The 18,055-nt window shown below is 47.2% G+C and carries 23 protein-coding genes; 13 read left to right on the top strand and 10 right to left on the bottom strand.

Annotated elements, in window-relative coordinates:
• The 3 genes from nrfF to ACUHGC_RS11265 all read left to right on the top strand — a co-directional run bounded on the left by nrfF (nt 1) and on the right by ACUHGC_RS11265 (nt 2,586).
• A complete protein-coding gene (nrfF, locus tag ACUHGC_RS11275) occupies nt 1-1,068 on the top strand; it encodes a heme lyase NrfEFG subunit NrfF (protein WP_446833384.1) in 1,068 nt (355 codons plus the stop codon).
• A gap of 54 nt (nt 1,069-1,122) precedes the next feature.
• Nucleotides 1,123-2,334 (top strand): NAD(P)/FAD-dependent oxidoreductase, encoded by a 1,212-nt coding sequence (locus ACUHGC_RS11270; protein ID WP_446833383.1) that lies wholly within the window; start codon nt 1,123-1,125, stop codon nt 2,332-2,334.
• 78 nt (nt 2,335-2,412) lie between these two features.
• Nucleotides 2,413-2,586, top strand: coding sequence for a hypothetical protein (locus tag ACUHGC_RS11265; RefSeq protein WP_446833382.1), 174 nt, complete (start codon nt 2,413-2,415; stop codon nt 2,584-2,586).
• Here ACUHGC_RS11265 and ACUHGC_RS11260 read toward each other — a convergent pair.
• Together ACUHGC_RS11260 and ACUHGC_RS11255 are read right to left on the bottom strand one after the other, a co-directional pair.
• Nucleotides 2,583-4,349, bottom strand: coding sequence for a DUF3413 domain-containing protein (locus tag ACUHGC_RS11260; protein WP_446833381.1), 1,767 nt, complete (start codon nt 4,347-4,349; stop codon nt 2,583-2,585). The genes ACUHGC_RS11265 and ACUHGC_RS11260 overlap by 4 nt on opposite strands.
• 27 nt (nt 4,350-4,376) lie before the next feature.
• Nucleotides 4,377-4,598, bottom strand: coding sequence for a DUF1414 domain-containing protein (locus ACUHGC_RS11255; RefSeq protein ID WP_446833380.1), 222 nt, complete (start codon nt 4,596-4,598; stop codon nt 4,377-4,379).
• A gap of 130 nt (nt 4,599-4,728) precedes the next feature.
• Between ACUHGC_RS11255 and yejK the strand changes: the two genes are divergently transcribed.
• Both yejK and bamE read left to right on the top strand, forming a co-directional pair.
• Entirely contained in the window at nt 4,729-5,742 is a 1,014-nt protein-coding gene (yejK, locus tag ACUHGC_RS11250) for a nucleoid-associated protein YejK (protein ID WP_446833379.1), read from the top strand.
• Nucleotides 5,743-5,856: 114 nt separating this feature from the next.
• A complete protein-coding gene (gene bamE, locus ACUHGC_RS11245) occupies nt 5,857-6,276 on the top strand; it encodes an outer membrane protein assembly factor BamE (RefSeq protein WP_446833378.1) in 420 nt (139 codons plus the stop codon).
• Nucleotides 6,277-6,324: 48 nt separating this feature from the next.
• Here bamE and ampD read toward each other — a convergent pair whose 3' ends face one another.
• On the bottom strand, nt 6,325-6,897 hold the full coding sequence (gene ampD, locus ACUHGC_RS11240; protein WP_446834899.1) for a 1,6-anhydro-N-acetylmuramyl-L-alanine amidase AmpD: 573 nt from the start codon (nt 6,895-6,897) through the stop codon (nt 6,325-6,327).
• Nucleotides 6,898-7,015: 118 nt separating this feature from the next.
• Here ampD and ACUHGC_RS11235 point away from each other — a divergent pair, with 118 nt between their 5' ends.
• Genes ACUHGC_RS11235 through ACUHGC_RS11215 form a run of 5 tightly spaced genes read left to right on the top strand, consistent with a single transcriptional unit; the run spans nt 7,016 to nt 10,813 of the window.
• Entirely contained in the window at nt 7,016-7,456 is a 441-nt protein-coding gene (locus tag ACUHGC_RS11235) for a pilin (protein WP_446833377.1), read from the top strand.
• Between the two features lie 12 nt (nt 7,457-7,468).
• Nucleotides 7,469-8,905, top strand: a complete 1,437-nt coding sequence (locus ACUHGC_RS11230; protein ID WP_446834898.1) for a GspE/PulE family protein — start codon at nt 7,469-7,471, stop codon at nt 8,903-8,905.
• 14 nt (nt 8,906-8,919) lie between these two features.
• Entirely contained in the window at nt 8,920-10,110 is a 1,191-nt protein-coding gene (locus ACUHGC_RS11225) for a type II secretion system F family protein (RefSeq protein ID WP_446833376.1), read from the top strand.
• Nucleotides 10,110-10,550, top strand: coding sequence for a hypothetical protein (locus ACUHGC_RS11220; protein WP_446833375.1), 441 nt, complete (start codon nt 10,110-10,112; stop codon nt 10,548-10,550). Before ACUHGC_RS11225 ends, ACUHGC_RS11220 begins: the two co-directional genes overlap by 1 nt.
• Nucleotides 10,535-10,813, top strand: coding sequence for a prepilin peptidase (locus ACUHGC_RS11215; protein WP_446833374.1), 279 nt, complete (start codon nt 10,535-10,537; stop codon nt 10,811-10,813). Before ACUHGC_RS11220 ends, ACUHGC_RS11215 begins: the two co-directional genes overlap by 16 nt.
• An 8-nt stretch (nt 10,814-10,821) precedes the next feature.
• On the opposite strand, the gene ACUHGC_RS11210 is transcribed toward ACUHGC_RS11215, so the two are convergent.
• From ACUHGC_RS11210 to ACUHGC_RS11200, 3 genes are all read right to left on the bottom strand, one after another.
• Nucleotides 10,822-11,592: a TOBE domain-containing protein gene (locus ACUHGC_RS11210; protein ID WP_446833373.1), complete on the bottom strand. Its 771-nt coding sequence runs from the start codon at nt 11,590-11,592 to the stop codon at nt 10,822-10,824.
• Nucleotides 11,593-11,757: 165 nt separating this feature from the next.
• Nucleotides 11,758-12,207, bottom strand: coding sequence for a Fic/DOC family protein (locus ACUHGC_RS11205; protein ID WP_446833372.1), 450 nt, complete (start codon nt 12,205-12,207; stop codon nt 11,758-11,760).
• On the bottom strand, nt 12,188-12,379 hold the full coding sequence (locus ACUHGC_RS11200; protein WP_446833371.1) for an antitoxin VbhA family protein: 192 nt from the start codon (nt 12,377-12,379) through the stop codon (nt 12,188-12,190). The genes ACUHGC_RS11205 and ACUHGC_RS11200 overlap by 20 nt, the downstream gene beginning before the upstream one ends.
• 315 nt (nt 12,380-12,694) lie before the next feature.
• Here ACUHGC_RS11200 and modA point away from each other — a divergent pair, with 315 nt between their 5' ends.
• From modA to modC, 3 genes are all read left to right on the top strand, one after another.
• Nucleotides 12,695-13,462: a molybdate ABC transporter substrate-binding protein gene (gene modA / locus ACUHGC_RS11195; protein WP_446833370.1), complete on the top strand. Its 768-nt coding sequence runs from the start codon at nt 12,695-12,697 to the stop codon at nt 13,460-13,462.
• Nucleotides 13,463-13,699: 237 nt separating this feature from the next.
• Nucleotides 13,700-14,335: a molybdate ABC transporter permease subunit gene (modB, locus tag ACUHGC_RS11190; RefSeq protein ID WP_446834897.1), complete on the top strand. Its 636-nt coding sequence runs from the start codon at nt 13,700-13,702 to the stop codon at nt 14,333-14,335.
• Nucleotides 14,328-15,389, top strand: a complete 1,062-nt coding sequence (modC, locus tag ACUHGC_RS11185) for a molybdenum ABC transporter ATP-binding protein ModC (protein WP_446833369.1) — start codon at nt 14,328-14,330, stop codon at nt 15,387-15,389. Before modB ends, modC begins: the two co-directional genes overlap by 8 nt.
• A gap of 107 nt (nt 15,390-15,496) precedes the next feature.
• On the opposite strand, the gene ACUHGC_RS11180 is transcribed toward modC, so the two are convergent.
• The 4 genes from ACUHGC_RS11180 to ACUHGC_RS11165 all read right to left on the bottom strand — a co-directional run bounded on the left by ACUHGC_RS11180 (nt 15,497) and on the right by ACUHGC_RS11165 (nt 18,052).
• A complete protein-coding gene (locus ACUHGC_RS11180) occupies nt 15,497-16,384 on the bottom strand; it encodes an IS256 family transposase, variant Zn-binding type (RefSeq protein ID WP_446834810.1) in 888 nt (295 codons plus the stop codon).
• A 181-nt stretch (nt 16,385-16,565) separates the two neighbouring features.
• On the bottom strand, nt 16,566-16,907 hold the full coding sequence (gene frdD, locus ACUHGC_RS11175) for a fumarate reductase subunit FrdD (protein WP_446833368.1): 342 nt from the start codon (nt 16,905-16,907) through the stop codon (nt 16,566-16,568).
• 10 nt (nt 16,908-16,917) lie between these two features.
• Nucleotides 16,918-17,316 (bottom strand): fumarate reductase subunit FrdC, encoded by a 399-nt coding sequence (frdC, locus tag ACUHGC_RS11170; protein WP_446833367.1) that lies wholly within the window; start codon nt 17,314-17,316, stop codon nt 16,918-16,920.
• A 10-nt stretch (nt 17,317-17,326) separates the two neighbouring features.
• Entirely contained in the window at nt 17,327-18,052 is a 726-nt protein-coding gene (locus ACUHGC_RS11165) for a succinate dehydrogenase/fumarate reductase iron-sulfur subunit (protein WP_446834896.1), read from the bottom strand.
• Between the last annotated feature and the right edge of the window lie 3 nt (nt 18,053-18,055).

The following is an 18,055-nucleotide window of genomic DNA, read 5'->3' as shown; positions in this document are numbered from 1 at the left end:
ATGTGGCGTAGATTCAAGCTGTTGGTTGGATTGCTGATATTACTGCCCGTTGCCATGCCGCGCGCCGAAATGGTGGATACTTACCAATTTCAATCGCCGGAAACTCGCGCAAGAGCGGTGAATTTGGCGAAATCGTTGCGTTGCCCGCAGTGCCAAAATCAGAATTTGGTCGAATCAAATTCGCCGATTGCCTATGACTTGCGGATCGAAGTCTATAAAATGGCGGACGCCGGTGCGAGTGATCAACAAATCGTCGAACAAATGACCGCCCGCTTCGGGGATTTTGTGCGTTATGATCCGCCGTTTAAAACCACAACATGGTTGCTGTGGGGGGCACCGTTTCTGTTGTTGCTGTTGGCGTTGGGCTTAGTGTGGGAACAGGTGCGGAGACATAAAAGCCACCCGCAGTATGAGCCACTGACGACTTCTCCGCTCACAGCTGAAAATACGCAATCACACCAAGTGCAATCCCCTCAGCATGATAAGCAGAGATCTCATCACGGATTTGCAGCGCTGCTTGTGCTATTGATTGTCGCTGCTTCCGTGGCAATTTATGCGCTCAGCCCGCGTTATTCGGCATTGCAGCAAGGTTTGGCGATTGCCCCGCAAGTGATTCAGAGCGGCGCAGAACAGCGACGCGAGCATCGGCAAGAGCTGCAAAATGCGCTAAGTGCCGATTACAACAACGGCGAAAATTGGTATCAGCTCGGCTTAATCTACCTGCAAGAGGAAGAATATGCCAATGCGCTGGAGTCGTTTTCGCGTGCCGAATACTTATCCGGCGCGAACAGCGAATTGTTAGCGGCGGCGGCAACCGCACTTTACTATCAATCGAACAACAACCTCAGCGAGAAAGCCAAACACTGGCTGGATTTGTCTTTGCAACAAAATTCGAATCAGCTGCGCGCGTTGTCTTTATTGGCGGCAGATGCGTTTGCCAAGGGCGATTATCCGCAGGCGAAGCAGTATTGGCAGCGGCTGCTCGACAGCGATCATCCGGATTTGGATCGGCGTAACCTAATCCAAAATCTGCAAGCGGCAGAGATGTTGGGCGGTTTGCAACAGTAAGCATCAAAATTGCGTTATAATTCCATTTTTAATCAGATTTGAGGCGTTGCCTATATGCAAAAAGATTATGACGTGATTATTATCGGCGCGGGCGCCGCAGGGCTATTTTGCGCCGGGCGCTTAGTGCAAGCGGGCAAATCGGTGCTGGTGCTGAATAACGGCAAGAAAATCGGGCGCAAAATTTTGATGGCGGGCGGCGGTTTTTGTAATTTCACCAATCTGGACATCACCCCGCAGCACTACCTTTGCCGCAATCCGCACTTTGTGAAATCCGCCTTGGCACGCTACACCCAATGGGATTTTATTTCACTGGTCGCAGAATATGGCATTGCGTATCACGAAAAAGAGCTTGGACAGCTGTTCTGCGATAACAGCTCGCAGGATATTGTCGATTTGCTGCTGGCGGAATGCCGCAAAGGCAAGGTCGAAATCCAATTGCGTCAGCAAGTGGCGGAAGTCGAACGGTTAGAGCCGGATTCCGATTCGAAAGTGCGGTTTCAATTGCAAAGTAACGGGCAAACATTCCGCTGCCAACATCTGGTGGTGGCGACAGGCGGCTTATCCATGCCGGCGCTGGGCGCAACGGCTTTCGGCTATAAACTGGCGGAGCGGTTCGGGTTACAGGTGATCGCCCCACGCGCCGGCTTAGTGCTGTTCACTTGGCGCGAACAGGATAAAGCCTATGCTACGCTCGCCGGTGTTTCATTAGCGGTTAACGTTGAGGCAGAATCCAGCACACAATTTTATAATCAACTGCTGTTCACTCATCGTGGGCTTTCCGGTCCGGCAATGCTGCAAATTTCCAACTATTGGCAACCGAATCAAACGCTACAAATTGATTTATTGCCGAATGAAAATGTTAATGAATATCTCATGGATTTACGTCAATCATCACCTAAATTACAACTGAAAACCGCACTTGGGCGAATTTTGCCGAAGCGCTTGGTCGAATTGTGGTTAGAGCAGCAATTATTTGATGATCAACCGTTGGCACAGCTTGCTAAAGTGCGGTTACAACAGCTTGAACAGTTGATCCACCACTGGCAATTCGAACCGAACGGTACCGAAGGTTACCGCACCGCTGAAGTGACATTAGGCGGCGTGGACACCGACGCGATTTCCTCAAAAACCATGCAAGTGAAACAGCAGGACGGCTTATATTTTATCGGCGAAGTGCTCGATGTCAGCGGCTGGCTCGGCGGCTACAATTTTCAATGGGCGTGGAGCTCGGCGTATGTATGTGCTGAGGGGATTGTGTCGTCGTGAAGTGATGGCTCATACACACAAAATTGAGTTAGTAAGAAATAAGAAAATAGTTAGTGAATGTTATAAAGAGGATTGAAAATGGATAAACTAAGTCCTATTGGTTCTAATTGGAATGAACTTGAAGAAACAATTTTTAGTGAACAAGAAGTTAGAGAGAGCGATTTGCGCGTAGCGTTAATTGGTGAATCAATTCGAGAACAGCAAGAATCAAAATGCTCACAGAATAAAGCGGAAATTAAATCACACAATTAACGCAACAAGAAATTACGATCGCGGTTAAACACTTGCAGGAATAGTGCCAGCGGCGGTTTTTCCGAGGCTAAGCGTTGGTATTCGGCACTGTATTTTTGATATTCCCCTTGTGAGTCAATATGATATTGCTCGCCGTTGGCGGTGATGATCACATTCCAACGTTGGTTGGCGACAAAAATCCAGTTAGCACGGTTTGCATTTTCACTCAATAAATCTGCGCCTTGAGTATAATCAGACAGCGGGTTTTCAGCACCGAACAGATTGCGCATCAGTGTCGGCAACAGATCCATTTGCGAGCTCATGCTGTCAATTTTTTCCGCAGCCTGATTCGGCAGCGCGATCAGCAATGGCACTTGAATCCGATCGCGCCCGAAATAGTTGTCATCGCGATTGTGATCCACCTGATAAGAGTAGCCTTGATCCGCAGTGATCACCACCACGGTTTGTGGCGAGACTTGCGCTAAAATTTGTGCCAATTGACGATCGATTTCCGTGAGCTGACGGCGATAGAATTGCTGTTGTGCATCGGTATCAGTTTGTTGGTAGTTGCTCATCACGCTAAGCAGATCGTATTGCAAATAACTGAACCACGCCTGATCTTGCCCCTGCATTTGCTGGTGCCAGTTCAGCCATTGGCGTGTGGTCTGCTGGTTTGAGGCATGGTTAAATTGCAGCGGCAGTTGTTGGAACAGTGAACGACGATAGAGTGGCGAACTTAACGGCGCAGTGGTGAACAAGCCGAATTGATATTGCAACTGGCGCATTCTTTCAATCCAAACCGACGGCTGGCGTTGGCTCAGCAGACTGTCGAAATAATTGGCGTTCAAGCCGTAAAATAATCCGACCAACGCGCCGTTTTGGCTGTTGCCGGCGCTGTAATTTTGCTGGAAATCTAATGCAGTTTCACCGAACGCCGCCAATGACGGCATCTTGTCAGGCTGAATTGCATCGTGGCGCAAGCCGGAAACATTAATCAACAAAATATTCGGGCGCTGGCTGTTGTCGGCAAACTGTAGCGGATGCTTCGGATAATCCAAATAAGGCGCGTCCAAACGCCCGCTGTTGGTCAGCTGATTTTGATAATTATCGCGATTCAGCAGCTGGTTTTTCTCCAAAAATGTGCGTGCCGTCATCGGATAAGAGAGCGGCAGATTCGATTTTTGCACGGTAACCGGGCGATAAAAATAGCCGTCCGCCCAGGCATACAGCAAATGCGACGCCACAAAACAGAACATCAGGAAATAAGCCGCTTTGCGGATCCAGGTTTGCCGCTCTAAACTGCGCAATTTCTCCCATGACCAGCGGGAAAACAGCATCACAATCAGGAAAATCAGTGGCATCGGCACAAAGAAGCGTTCCCAATTGCGCGCCAAATCGCCGTTGTCGGGGTTGATTAAAATATCCAAAATCAGCACCGATAAATGCAGATGGAAGCGGTTAAACACCTCGGTATCCAGCAGAAGCAAGGTTAAACCGAGGGTAGAAAGCACCACGCCGACTGCGCGGAATGTGTATGGATTTTTAATTAAAAAACTGAGCGGAAACAAAATCAGCAGATACAACGCAAACACGATGAAGCTGAAATGTCCGAGAATATTCAAAAAAAAGTAGATCTTGCCGATCAGCGTCGCCGGCCAGTCGGCGATGAACGCATAACGTGAGCCGATTAAAATCGCCACGGTAATATTGAAAAATGCAAACCAATGCCCCCACGAAATTTTTTGTGAGGTGGATTCCCAATATTGGCGTGGAAACTTCAGCATGGCGCGATCCGTAAACCTAAAGTGCGGTTAGTGGCGCGGCTTCAACGAATCTTGCAGCGCATTGCAAAATGCGTCGGCAAGGGCTTGCTGCTGATTGCGTCCGACGGTGGAGTGCAGCAGATTGGTGATGGTGTTGCCGAGCGCCATTAGCGACAGATCGACCGACGCTTCGTGCTGTTCCAAAACTGCCGCCAAATCATTTAATAAGGCTTGCACTTGTTGATCGCTGTATTTTGATTGTTTTGCCATAAATCATATTCGTCCATTGTCAGATCGGTTGTGGCGATATTAGCATATTTTTCGCATAACCGCTAAAAAAGCACGGCTCAATTGAGTATAATAACTCGGCTTTTAACAACAAAAATAAATGGATACTCCCATGAGCATAGAAGTTAAACAAATTATCCTGCATCAACTGGCATTCAGCGAAAGTAGCGAGCCGGAAAGCGAGCGCTTACAAACCCGCCTGCGCAGCCAGCTGCTGCCGATTAATGATGAGATTCAGCAGATGATGTTGCAGCTGCACCAAAATTATCAAGGCAAAGCGCAAGCCTACGGCGTGTTTCAAGCCGAATCGACATTTGCCCGCCAGCTAAACCGTTTTATGGAAAACGAGTTGGCGTTTCTGGAATTTAGCCAACAGAGTGCGCAGCAATTGGGGAAAGAACTGGGCAAATATGCGTTCGCCGACAGTGGCACGTTTATCTTTTGTGAATACACTTTTTTAGCTACCGATTACCTGTTTATCGCGCTGCTCGACAGCCGTCACAGTATGTTGGTGGATGATAAACTGGAAATTCAGCAAACCTCTTATCTGAATATCAGCCAGTACGACATTGCCGCGCGGATTAATTTAACCGAATTGACTTCCTCGGCAGGCTCAAACCGCTATCTGAGTTTTATTAAAGGGCGCGTCGGGCGGAAAGTGTCTGATTTCTTTATGGATTTTTTAGGTGCAGACAGTGGCTTTGATCCGAAACAGCAGAATTTAACTTTATTGCAAGCGGTTGATGACTTTTGCCAGCAGGGCGAATTGGACAGCAAACAAACGCAGGAAATCAAAAAACAGGCGTTTGATTATTGCAAAGGGCAATTAAAAGTGGGCGAAGAGATTGTTTTACAGGAACTTTCGGACAGTTTGCCGAGTCTAAACCAGCAGGATTTCAACCAGTTCAGCCGTGAAAATGCGTATGAACTTGCCGACAGCATTCCGCCGATGTCGGGCGCATTGAAATCGTTGACCAAATTTTCCGGCTCGGGCAAAGGTGTTACCTTGAGTTTTGACGCCGCGCTGCTGAATGAACGGATTATCTGGGACGAGCAAAACGACAGTTTAACCATTAAAGGCTTGCCTGCGAATTTGCGTGATCAACTGCAGCGTTTTGCTAAATAATGTGAAGCCGTAATCACGGCGGCATAAGGCTTTAGCGTTTCAAATTCTGGTAGCATTTCAAGGCAAGTTTAGGTATTATCGCTAACAATTTAAATAAAAAGGTAGAAAAAAAACATGAGATTGAAATCAGTTTTGAGCATTCTTTTCATTAGTATCAGTGTGACTTCATGCTCGTTGTATAATAAATTGGTTTATCGGATTGACGTGCCGCAAGGCAACTATCTGCAAGCGGAACAAGTGGAGCAACTGCAAAACGGCATGACGCCGGAACAAGTGCAATATCTGCTCGGCACGCCGTTGCTGACCGATCCGTACAGCAGCTACACTTGGTATTATGTTTATCTACAACAAAAAGGCTACGAAGATCCGCAGCAACACACCTTGACGGTGAATTTCAACCAACGCGGCGTGGTCAGCGATTTCCATTTGGATAAACCGTTGCCGGAACAGCAAAATTCAGACATCAAACCGTTGGAATTGGAAGAGAATAAAGGCTGGTGGCAATCGGTGAAAAACTTTTTCAGTTTTTCCTAATTAATTCAAACTTTAACGAATCCGCTATGTAACCCATAGCGGATTTTTTTATCGGCATGATCTCGCCGTTATGCCGCCCAAATATCGCTTCCAATCAAAATATTTGCCCGGATCAATTTTTCTACCGGGCGAAATATCACAATGCCCGACGATACGATCAGTCGTAATTTGCGGATAGGTTTGCATGATTAATTCGGTCAGTTGCTGCAAAGTGCGGTATTGTACTTCGCTGAACGGCTGGTTGTCAGAGCCTTCCAACTCAATGCCAATGGCAAAATCATTACATTTTTCCCTTCCCTGAAAACAGGAAATTCCGGCGTGCCAAGCGCGATCTTGAAAGTTCACATACTGGGTGATTTGCCCTTGGCGATCGATCAAACAATGCGCCGACACCCGCAGTTCGGCAATTTCGGCAAAGTACGGATGTTCGTTCGGATCCAGTGTGCCTTGAAAAAATCGATCAATAAAATCACCACCGAACTGCTCCGGCGGCAGGCTGATGTAGTGGATCACCAGCAGTGAAATATCCTGCGGATCGGGGCGTTGGTCAAAGTGCGGTGAAGGCACTTTCCTTACCGGATCCAGCCAGCCGTTTGCAATAATCTGTGGGGGGAAAATCATCATTTTGCGATCTCGATTCCAATCTTTTTTCGTGCTTTTCGCTTTTTCAGCATAATTTTGCGATGTTAGTCGCGTCAATTATACACATGAGCACACAGAGATCCTATCAGGAGGGAAAATGTTGACACAAAAATCGAACGTGAAAAAAGGCTTTACTTTAGTGGAATTGATGATCGTGATTGCGATTATTGCGGTGTTGGCGACAATCGCCATTCCGTCTTATCAAAATCATACCCGCAAGGCGGCGTTGTCGGAATTGCTGCAAGCCTCAACGCCTTACCGCGGCGAGGTGGAACTGTGCATTTACAACACCGGCGCGACAGCCAATTGCAGCGCAGGCAGCAACGGGATTCAGGCGGATAAAGATGCCACGAACAAATCCAAATACATTAAAACCATCACCACGTCGGCAGGAAAAATCAGCGTTGAAGGGCGAGCAAGCCTTGAAGGGTATGGCTATGTAATGACAGCTAGTGGTGGCGCAGGAAATGCAATCAGTTGGGAAGTGAGTTGTAAAGGCGGCGATCTCTCGATTTTCCCGAGCGGCTTCTGCTCTTAGCGGTTTGCAAAAATAGAGGGAGAAAGTGCGGTGAGTTATTCGGTGCAGAGTGCAAGTGGCGAGATTTTTCGGATTGATGCGCAATTGTGGCAACAAAACTGCCAGCAACAGCCGTTATTATTGCGCTATTTCGCATTGCCGTTGAAAGAGGAGGCGGCGTGTCTGTGGCTGGGTGTCGAATCCGATCAAAATCTGAATGCCTGCGAAGTGTTTGCATTTTTGCATGATAAAGCGGTCGAGCCGGTGATTTTAGACAGCGCCGTGCTGAAAACCGCACTTCAGCAACTGGCACAGGATCCCGCGCAAAGTGCGGTTCAACAGCCGGTGCAGGATTATGCGCAATCGGTGTATCAGTATCAGTCGAGCGATCAACACGAGCTTACGCAATCGCAGGATGAACCGATTATTCAGCTGTTGGAGGAGCTGTTTGAACTGGCATTAAATCGGCGCGCATCGGATATTCACCTTGAGCCTAACTCAGACGGGCTACAAGTGCGGTTTCGGATTGACGGCGTGATGAGTGTGATTCGCCAAGTCGGTCACAGTTTTGCCGCACGTTTGATTTCTCGGGTTAAGCTGTTGGCGCAGTTGGATATTGCCGAAACGCGTTTGCCGCAAGACGGGCGCTTCCAATTCACCACTGCCTTTAATGATGAGCTGGATTTTCGGCTGTCGATTTTGCCGACCCGAGCGGGCGAAAAAGCGGTGTTGCGTTTGCAGCAAAACAAACCGGTCGAACTGGCATTTTCAGAGCTGGGCATGAATGCGCAACAGCAGCAACGCTTTCAGCAGGCGCTGCAACAGCCGCAAGGACTGATTTTGGTCACCGGCCCGACCGGTAGCGGCAAAAGTATTTCGTTATATACCGCACTTCAGCACCTCAATCAGCCGCAAAAGCACTTGCTCACCGCCGAAGATCCGATTGAAATCAGTTTGCCCGGCATTGTGCAAACGCAGGTGAATCCGGCAATTGGGTTGGATTTCAAACAATTGTTGCGCACTTTCCTGCGCCAAGATCCCGATGTGATCATGCTGGGTGAAATCCGCGACGAGGAGAGTGCCGCGATGGCAATTCGTGCCGCACAAACCGGGCATTTGGTGTTATCGACTTTGCACACCAACGACGCACCGTCGGCGATCGGACGCTTGCAACAGCTGGGCGTGAAAGAGTATGAAATCGCTTCCAGCTTGTTATTGGTGGTGGCACAACGGCTGCTGCGGCGGCATTGCGCTTGTCGCCAGCCAGCACAATCAACGACGTGTGAGCATTGCCAACAAGGCTATCACGGACGAATCGGGACATATCAATTTTTGCAACCGCACTTTGACGGTTCAACTTTCAAACATGAGCTGGATTTTAACAGCTTGTATCAAAGCGGATTGGAAAAAGTGCGGTTGGGCATCACCGACAAGCAAGAGTTGGCGCGGGTACTGGGCGCAGAAAGTTAAGAGGGAACAGCAAGATGGCGGAGTTTCGTTGGCGTGGTATCAATGCGTTGCAATGTGAACAGCAGGGCAGTTTATTGGCGGACAATGCCGAACAGGCGCAGGCGATTTTGTTGGGGCGCGGTCTGCAGCAGCTGAAAATCCAACGCAATTGGCGTTTGCCGAGCAAGGTCAGTCACGCCGAAATTTGTGAGTTGATGCAGCAAATGGCGCTGTTGCTGCAAGCGGCATTGCCGTTGAAAAATGTATTGCTGATTTTGCAGCAGCATACCCAACAGGAAAAACTGCTGCGTTGGTTACAGCAGCTGATTCAAGGGCTTGAAAGCGGCTATTCCTTTTCGCAAACGTTGCAACAAAACCCGCAATTTTTGACTGAACGCGATCGACAACTGATTCGGATTGGCGAGCTGAGTGGGCGCTTGCCGCAGATTTGTCGGCAAATTGCCGATGATAAAAACGAGCAGCTGGCGTTGCAGCGAAAACTGCAGAAAATTTTGCTTTATCCGTTGTTGGTGCTGGGCGTGTCGCTGTTATTGACGGTGTTGCTATTGCTGTTTATCGTGCCGCAATTCGCCGAAATGTATCAGCAAAATCAGCAGCAATTACCGCACTTTACCCGCTTTTTGCTGCAACTTTCCGATATTTTGCACACTTATGGCGGACGTTTGTTGATATTGTTATCGATATTTTCATTCGGTGCGCGATATTTTTATCAGCACAATCGCAGTTTCCGCGCAGGCTTACAGCACATCGCTCGGTGCTTGCCGTTGTTCGGCGGTTTGAATCAACTACGCAATGTGGTGGATTCCAGCCGCAATTTAGGTTTGATGCTGAACGCCGGTGTGCCGTTGAATCAGGCGTTACAGAGTTTTCTCAATTCAAGCGACGCGCCGAAAACCGCACTTCAACAAGAAATCACCCATAGCCTGCAACTGCTGCAACAAGGTTACGCGTTTTCACAGAGCGTCAGCAGCCGTTGGATGCCGCAGCAGGCACAGCAAATGCTGGTGGTCGGCGAAAAGAGTGGCGCGTTGGGGCCGATGTTGCAGCATATTGCCGAGAATTATCAGCGCCAGCTAAATCATCGGATCGATCTGCTGTCGCAACTGCTGGAACCGTTGCTGATGTTGGTGATTGGCGGTTTAATCGGCGCGGTGATGTTGGGAATGTATCTACCGATTTTTGATATGGGAGCCATGTTGGGCTGATGACGCTGGAGATTTTATTGTTAGCGGCGTTAGGTGGGCTGTTCGGTTATGGCGTGCAGCGCTATGTTAATCGCTTTGCTGATTGTTTTAACCGCACTTTGCAACAACATTACCGAGAGTATTATGCCGATCTGCTGTTGCCAAGCCGATTAGATCCGAGCCACCAATGGTTGCCGCCATTGCGCAGTCGCTTCCGCCTGTTACCATTTAGCTTTGCGGGCGCGGGATTGTATTTGGCATTTGTCGGTGAGGGATTGTTGCAACAAATTTGGTTTTTATATTGCCTTGCGTTGCTGCTGGCAATCGGACTGGTCGATGGTTATTACCGTCTGATTTCTACCACAATGTGCCAACAACTGCTGGTGCTGGCATTATTCGGCTCGTGGCAGCAGTTAGGTTTGGTTTCATTTCATTGGCGCAAAGCGTGCAGAGTTTGTTGATTGCGCTGTTGTTCGTCAGCTTGTTTTTCGGGCTGACAAGTTGGGTTTATCGGCGCGAGGTGTTTGGCGAAGGTGATTGTTGGCTGATCACCGCACTTGCCGTCTTTTTTCCGTTTGAAACGCTGCCGCTGTTATTGCTGTTGGCAAGCGGGCTGAATCTGCTATGGGTGCTTTGCAAAGGCAAACGAAATGCCGCTCGGCTTGAATTGCCGTTTGCGCCGGCATTGAATTTGTCGGCGCTGTTCTGCTTTTGGCTTGGTTAATGTCGGGATTACAGTGCCAACAAAATAATTTTTTGTGGCTCAATATTCACATACACCGACTCGCCAAGCTGATATTGTTCGGCGTCTTGATAGCTGGCGCACAGTTCAATCTCGGGGGCAACCTGAATAATCGCTTCGTTGCCGCCTTGTTGCTGTTGAAGTGCGGTAATTGTGCCTTGAAAGGCGTTCACGGCGTTGGGTTGCTGATGTTGTATAGTCAGCCAAGGCGCTTTAAACATCAGTAGCAATTCCTGATTAGGCTGCAATTGCAGCCGTTGTCGGCTACTTTCGGTGATATTGGCGGTGATTGGTGCGCTGAGTCCGTCAATCCGAATATCCACCTCGGTGCTTAAACCATGAGATCGTAGTGCTGAAACGTTACCGATTAACTGGTTGCGCGCGCTGCTTTGTAGGCTGAATTTTGCGGTGGCGGAAAGCAGACTGGTGAGCGGAACGTTTTCGTCTTGCAAAATACGAAAAGCACGCAGCTGGGTTTGTTCAAGCAATTCATATAGCCGCAACACCCGCTCGGCATAAGCGGTGAGCGTGGTACCGCCGCCCTCTTTGCCGCCGCTGTTACGTTGCAGCAACGGTTTCGGGCTGATCAAATCCATTGCATTCAGATTGTCCCATGCGGTTTTATAACTCAGATGGCAATTTTTGGCGGCTTGTGAAATAGAACCGCATTGCTGAATGGCTTTGAGCAATGCAATGCGGCGCGGATCGACAAATAATTCTTGTTGTAAGCGAATGGTTAGTGTGATTTCAATATCCGTCATAACTTAGCCCTGTGTAGCCGATGAAAATGTGATAGGAGTGATACGTTCGAAAATTATTTTTTCAAGCGGTTTGTAGTTTAATTTTAGCGCTTGTTTGGATGCTTCAATCATTTGAACTTGGCTGATGTTTCTAAAATTGAGCTCATATCCAGCTTCTTTTGCTAACTAGCTGATAAAAATACGCTGGGTTCTACCGTTGCCGTCTCTGAATGGGTGTATTACATTTATTTCACCTAGATAGTAGGCTAAGCGGTTGGATACCCTTTCATTATCTAAGCCACTTCTTAGGTAATTTTCTTTTTTTAGCTTTTCAAATAACTTTTGTGATTCCGGTACGATACGATAACCAAGGGTAAAATCTTGACCGTCTTTTTGCAGATACCCGTCTCGGATTTGACCCGCCCAAGCATAAATATCGCCAAATAAATGTTTATGGATAGCTTGTAGATGTGCGAGATCAAATTTCCCTTTAATCGGGCTATGTTCTAGTTTCATTGCTTTAAGATGAGTAATATCACGTTCTTTCAACTCTAATTCAGCTTGTGTTTTAATACCGAGCTTATTAACAAGCACACCATTTTCATCAGTAAACGGATCAGATCCCGTGTATTTCATAAACTTTTGTCTCTAGCTCACTATAGCTGATTTCTCCATTCACCCATTTCTGAGATAAATCCAAAACAATTTGACTAGGTTCTAACCCCTCTAAACGATTATTATCAATGGCAAACTCAAACGCTTTTTTGCGTGCTGTTTTTTCCGATTCTGTAATGGTATTGTGTTGCATAGAAGCGTCCTATTTGTCTCTTTTGAATGGCTTTCAGAAATAATTATACCACTACTTAGAACTTCGGTGTAACTAACTCGAATGCCTATACTGGCTTGTGTAATATCGGTGCTGCCATCGCTTAATCGTGAGCATGATTTTAATGTCAGCCATAATTTAATCCTGTATAGCCCACGAAAATGTGATCGTCACAATAGTTTAAAGTAAAAAATGAAATTGTCATAGACTTTCGCACTGGACATTGCGGAATAACGCTATATAATTTATTTCATATCGAATTTTATCCTCATCACTTTCATTCATTTTGGAGATCTTATGTTGAAATTATTTAAAAAATCCTGTTGGCTGTTAGCATTAATGCTGTTTTCATTACCGGGTCTAGCGCAACAAAAACTCACCATTTTTGCTGCCGCGTCGATGACTAATGCGCTGGAAGAAGTTGCCAGCGAGTATAAAAAACAGCAGGCGGACAGTGACATCGTGTTCTCTTTTGCTTCTTCTTCCGTATTGGCGCGCCAAATTGACGAAGGCGCACCTGCAGATGTTTTTATTTCCGCGAATCTGAAATGGGCGGATTTTTTACAGGAAAAAGGCAAAATTATTGTCGATTCGCGTCAAATTGTCGCCGGTAACAAACTGGTGATGATCGCGCCAAGCAGTGCTGGCGATCTGAAATTTGATTTGAGCCAGGATCAGTGGTTGACGCACTTAGGCAAAAATTTCTTAGCGGTCGGCGATCCTGATCACGTTCCAGCAGGGCAATATGCCAAAGCGGCACTGACAAAATTGGATTTGTGGAATAAAGTTGAGAAGCAATTAGCGCGTGCGGCAAATGTGCGTGCGGCGTTGGCGCTGGTTGAGCGCAATGAAGCGCCATTGGGGATTGTGTATGGCACCGATGCGGCAGCCAGTGAGAAAGTGCAGGTTGTCGGCACATTCCCGCAAGAAACGTATGATCCGGTTGAATATCCGGCGGCAATTGTGAGCGGGCACGACAGTCAAGCGGCGCGCGATTTTATGGCGTTTTTACAATCCGATAGCGGCAAAGTGATTTTGCAGAAATACGGCTTTAGTGTAGAGTAGAACAGCCTAAGTGCGGTTGAAATGTCGCTATCGGATTTCGCCGATGGCGACTTACTTTTTTGCTTGTGGCAGCCCCAGAATAAAACAAGGTGTACCGCACTTTGTTTTTAATTTGTATTGTCGTCGTGTATTGATGGAAAAGGAAATTCTGTGTTTGATAGTTTGATTCAAACGTTAAGTTTAAGCCCGGGAGAAATCAGCGCGATTCAGCTGAGTTTGAAAGTTGCGCTGTTTTCGATGTTGATTAGTTTGCCGTTTGCGGTGTTTTTCGCTTGGCTGTTTGCGCGCTATCAGTTTATCGGTAAAAACCTACTCGACGGAATTATTCATCTGCCGTTGGTGCTGCCGCCGGTGGTGATTGGTTATCTATTATTGGTGACATTTGGTCGCAATGGCGTGATCGGCAAATACCTTTATCAATGGTTTGATTTCAGCGTGGCGTTCAGTTGGCGCGGCGCGGTGATCGCTTCGGCGGTGGTGGCGTTTCCGTTAGTGGTGCGTGCGATTCGCTTGGCACTGGAAAATGTCGATCCCAAGCTGGAACAAGCTGCCCGCACCTTGGGCGCATCGCCGTGGCGGGTGTTTTTCAGTATTACCTTGCCGCTTTCGTTTCCCGGCATTTTAGCCGGCATGGTGTTGGGTTTCGCTCGTTCGTTGGGCGAATTTGGCGCGACTATTACTTTCGTTTCGAATATCATCGGCGAAACCCAAACGGTTCCGCTTGCGATGTATTCCTTTATCCAAACCCCGTCGGCGGAAGGCGCTGCGGCACGTTTATGTGCAATTGCAATTGTGATTGCGCTGTTATCATTGGCGTTATCCGAATGGTTGGCGCGCCGGGCAAAATCGCGTTTAGGACAGGGCAATGCTTGAAATTAATCTCACAAAACAGTTAGGCGAATTAACCCTCAGCGCCGATCTACAGATTCCGTCGAGCGGCGTGACCGCACTTTTCGGCTTGTCGGGTAGTGGAAAATCGTCGCTGATTAATCTGGTCAGCGGTTTATATACGCCGGATCAAGGTTATATTCGATTAAATGACCGCACGTTGGTCGATGTGGTGCGCAAAATTAATTTGCCGCCGGAACGGCGCCACTTGGGCTATGTGTTTCAAGATGCGAGGTTGTTTCCGCATTACACGGTGAAAGGCAATCTCGGCTACGGCATGAAAAAGGTCAGCAAAGCGAATTATCAGGAAATTGTCGAATTATTAGGCATCGAACATTTACTGAAACGCTATCCGCTAACCCTCTCCGGCGGCGAAAAACAGCGGGTGGCGATCGGCAGGGCGTTGTTAATGCAGCCGGAGATGCTGCTGATGGACGAGCCGTTGGCGGCGCTGGATTTGCCGCGCAAGCAGGAATTGTTGGATTATCTGGATCGGTTGGCAAAAGAGATCCAAATTCCGATTTTATATGTCAGCCACAGCCTCGACGAATTATTGCGCTTGGCGAAACGAGTGATTTTAATGCAACAGGGCAGTGTAGTGGCGTTTGATGAGCTGGAAAACATTTGGCAGAGCCAACATTTTCTGCCATGGAAAGGGCAGCAACAGCAAAGTGCGGTTTTCAATCTGCCGATTGCCATGCACCACCCGTTATATCACATGACCGGTTTAAACTTTGCCGGGCAGGCGCTTTGGATCCATGAAATTCCGCAAAAAGCGGTGGGCGAGACGGTGCGAGTCTGTATTTACAGCTCCGATGTATCGCTTATCTTGCAACCGGCGCAGGGCAGCAGCATTCGCAATGTGCTGGCGTGCCGGATTAGTGCTATTCAAACGGCAGCTCAGCAGGTCGAAGTGCGGTTAAACGCCGACGGTTTGGCATTTTCCGCATTGATTAGCCACTGGGCGCTGGCGGAACTCAATCTCAAAGTCGGCATGACGGTTTACGCCCAAGTGAAAAGTGTGTCGGTCGTGGCTTAGTGCAAACCACTTAGTTAACGGCATAGTAGCCAAAAATGTGGCTGATTTTGAGATCTAAGCTTCTATTAGACATTTTTGTGGCTACTCCTCTTAAAGCGCTAGTTTTTCTAGCTCTTTTTATTCAAAAAATCCTGTATAAACATAATCTTATTCCTTCGGTTTAGTCCATTATGAACGGATAATTTCTGCTTTAAATCCTTAAACAGCCCTTCCAGCCGATTTGTCGTTTTTTCTATCCGTAACTCCGGGTATTTTTCAAAGACAAACAAGTAATCCATATAGCGTTTAATACTGGCATAAGCCCCTCTCAATTTGCGATGTTTATAAGGAAATTTACCCTGATTATCGGGTATATCAGACCGTTCTTCTAAGTAAGCTTTATGCTGCAAAAACCAGTGATGCAAACGGACATAAAAGTCATTTTTGTGACTCTGCTTGAGTGTTTTAACCATTGTTTTCAGTTCCTTTCCGGCAACGGATTTAGGGTTTCTCGTCAGCTTGCGAATCACCATTGCAACAAGGTGAAATTGGCACATTTGGGTTGGCGTATTAAATATATCTTTCAATAAGCCCCGTCGCCCATCGCAAGTAATAGATTGAATAATAAATCCTTTTTTACGCAATCGATTGATGGCTTTGGTATAGTAAATGTCCTTTTCGGTACGAACGATTTGGTGGTAAATCACCTTTTTTGAGCGGGAATCCATTATGACTAATACGCCGAATTGTGGCCCGAAAAAAGTGACATCCATAATAAGATTCAACATTGTGGTTTGCGGTGTGCTGAGTGGCGTTTTAGGGGCTTTTTTCAGGTGCCTTTGGATAGTCCTGACCGAACAATCATAGGTTAACGCAAGCTGCTTATACGTCTGTTTTCCGACGGTGTAATCGTGCCAGATTTGAGCGGATTGAAGGTAATTTGTGTGAGAATATGTCCGTAAACAATCCAAGCATTTATAGCGTTGCTTGCCTGAATTTTTACCGTGTTTTTTAATGTGTTCTGAACCACAGAAATAGCAATTTTTTGGTCATTTTAAAAAATCTCACTTAACGCCTTATTCTATAAGGGATTAAGCGAGATTTCAGCCACATTTTTGTCTACTATGCCTAGTTAACGCAAACAAAAACGCTCAAACCATGCCGGTTTGAGCGTTTATTTATGTAAGTGCGGTAGCGCTAGATATTAATCACTGCGAAGAACACCAATACGGAATACAGCATGGCTAAACCGTAGAAGATCACGCCGCTTGCCGGAATATGCAGTTTGAAATCGTGCATTCCGTGGTGCAAACGGTGCATTGCCGCCCACATTGGGAAAATCGCCACGGCTAACAAAATCAGTTTGCCGAGAATGCTGTGTGCGAATGCGATCATATTATTCGCATCGACTAAACCCAGCGGATACAGGAACAGCAGGATTAACGCTAATACAGGGAAAACAATGGCGCTGATTGTTCCGCCTGCACCAAACAGCAACCATACCACAGGTTCATTGGAACGTTTTGGAGCTTGTTTCATTGTTCTCTCCTTAAATATACACAAGAATCAGTGTTAACACGGAAACGACAATTGTAATCAGCCACATCAGGTTTTTGATTACGGATTGTGGTAAACGCTCGTTTTTGTAGATCAGGTTTAACGCTTTCGGCGTTAATCCGTACCATGTCAGGGTGTTAAACACCACACCCGCCATGGTGATCACACTCAGGATAATCACTAACGGATTTTTCAGGAATGAAACAAAGTTAGTTTCAAAGGTTCCGTTGCCTAAGCATAAAAAACCGTAAAGCAGGACGATACAAAACCAGATTGTCGGCAATGCGGTGGATTCGCGCAAAATATACATTTTGTAAAAATCCAGTTTTTGCCACCAGTTCGGTTTGATTTCACGCACATATTTATTGCGTTTGCTGGTTGTGGTTGTCATTCTTTCCTCCTTACTTTTGCGGTTTCAGCATGGCAATAACGTAGTCTTTGGCAGACTCGACTTTACCCTGATTCACACCCGCCGCCGGATCAACGTGTTTCGGACAGACTTCTGAGCAGTAGCCCACGAAAGTACAGCTCCAAACGCCGTTTTTGCCGTTCATGATTTTCAAACGCTCGGCTTTGCCGTTATCGCGGTTATCCAGATTATAACGATGCCCTAAGGTTAATACCGCCGGGCCGACGAATTCAGGATTCAAACCGAATTGTGGACACGCGGCATAACACAGCCCGCAGTTGATACACATTGAGAAAGTGCGGTATTTCTCCAACTGCGCCGGTGTTTGCTTGGTGCGTTCGCCCGGAGGTGCTTTGTTGCCGATGATATAAGGTTTGATCGATTCTAGGCTTTCGATAAAGTGGCTTAAATCCACCACCAAATCGCGCTCAATCGGGAAGTTCGCCAAGGCTTCAATCCGCATATGACCGCTGTAGTCGCGTAAGAAAGTTTTACACGCCAGACTCGGCTTGTTGTTCACCATCATGCCGCAAGAGCCGCAAATCGCCATACGGCAAGACCAACGATAGGAAAGTTCCGGATCAAGCTGATCTTTAATATAGCCTAACGCATCCAACAGCGAGGTTTGATCGTCATAAGGCACTTGATAGGCTTTCAAATAAGGTTCTTTGTCCACTTCGGGATTATAACGAAGCACTTCAACCGTCATTGTTTTCATTTC

It is taken from the genome of Testudinibacter sp. P27/CKL/0425 (genome assembly GCF_052931395.1).
Note: the sequence above shows the minus strand (reverse complement) of the source record. Positions and strands in the feature narration are given on the sequence as shown.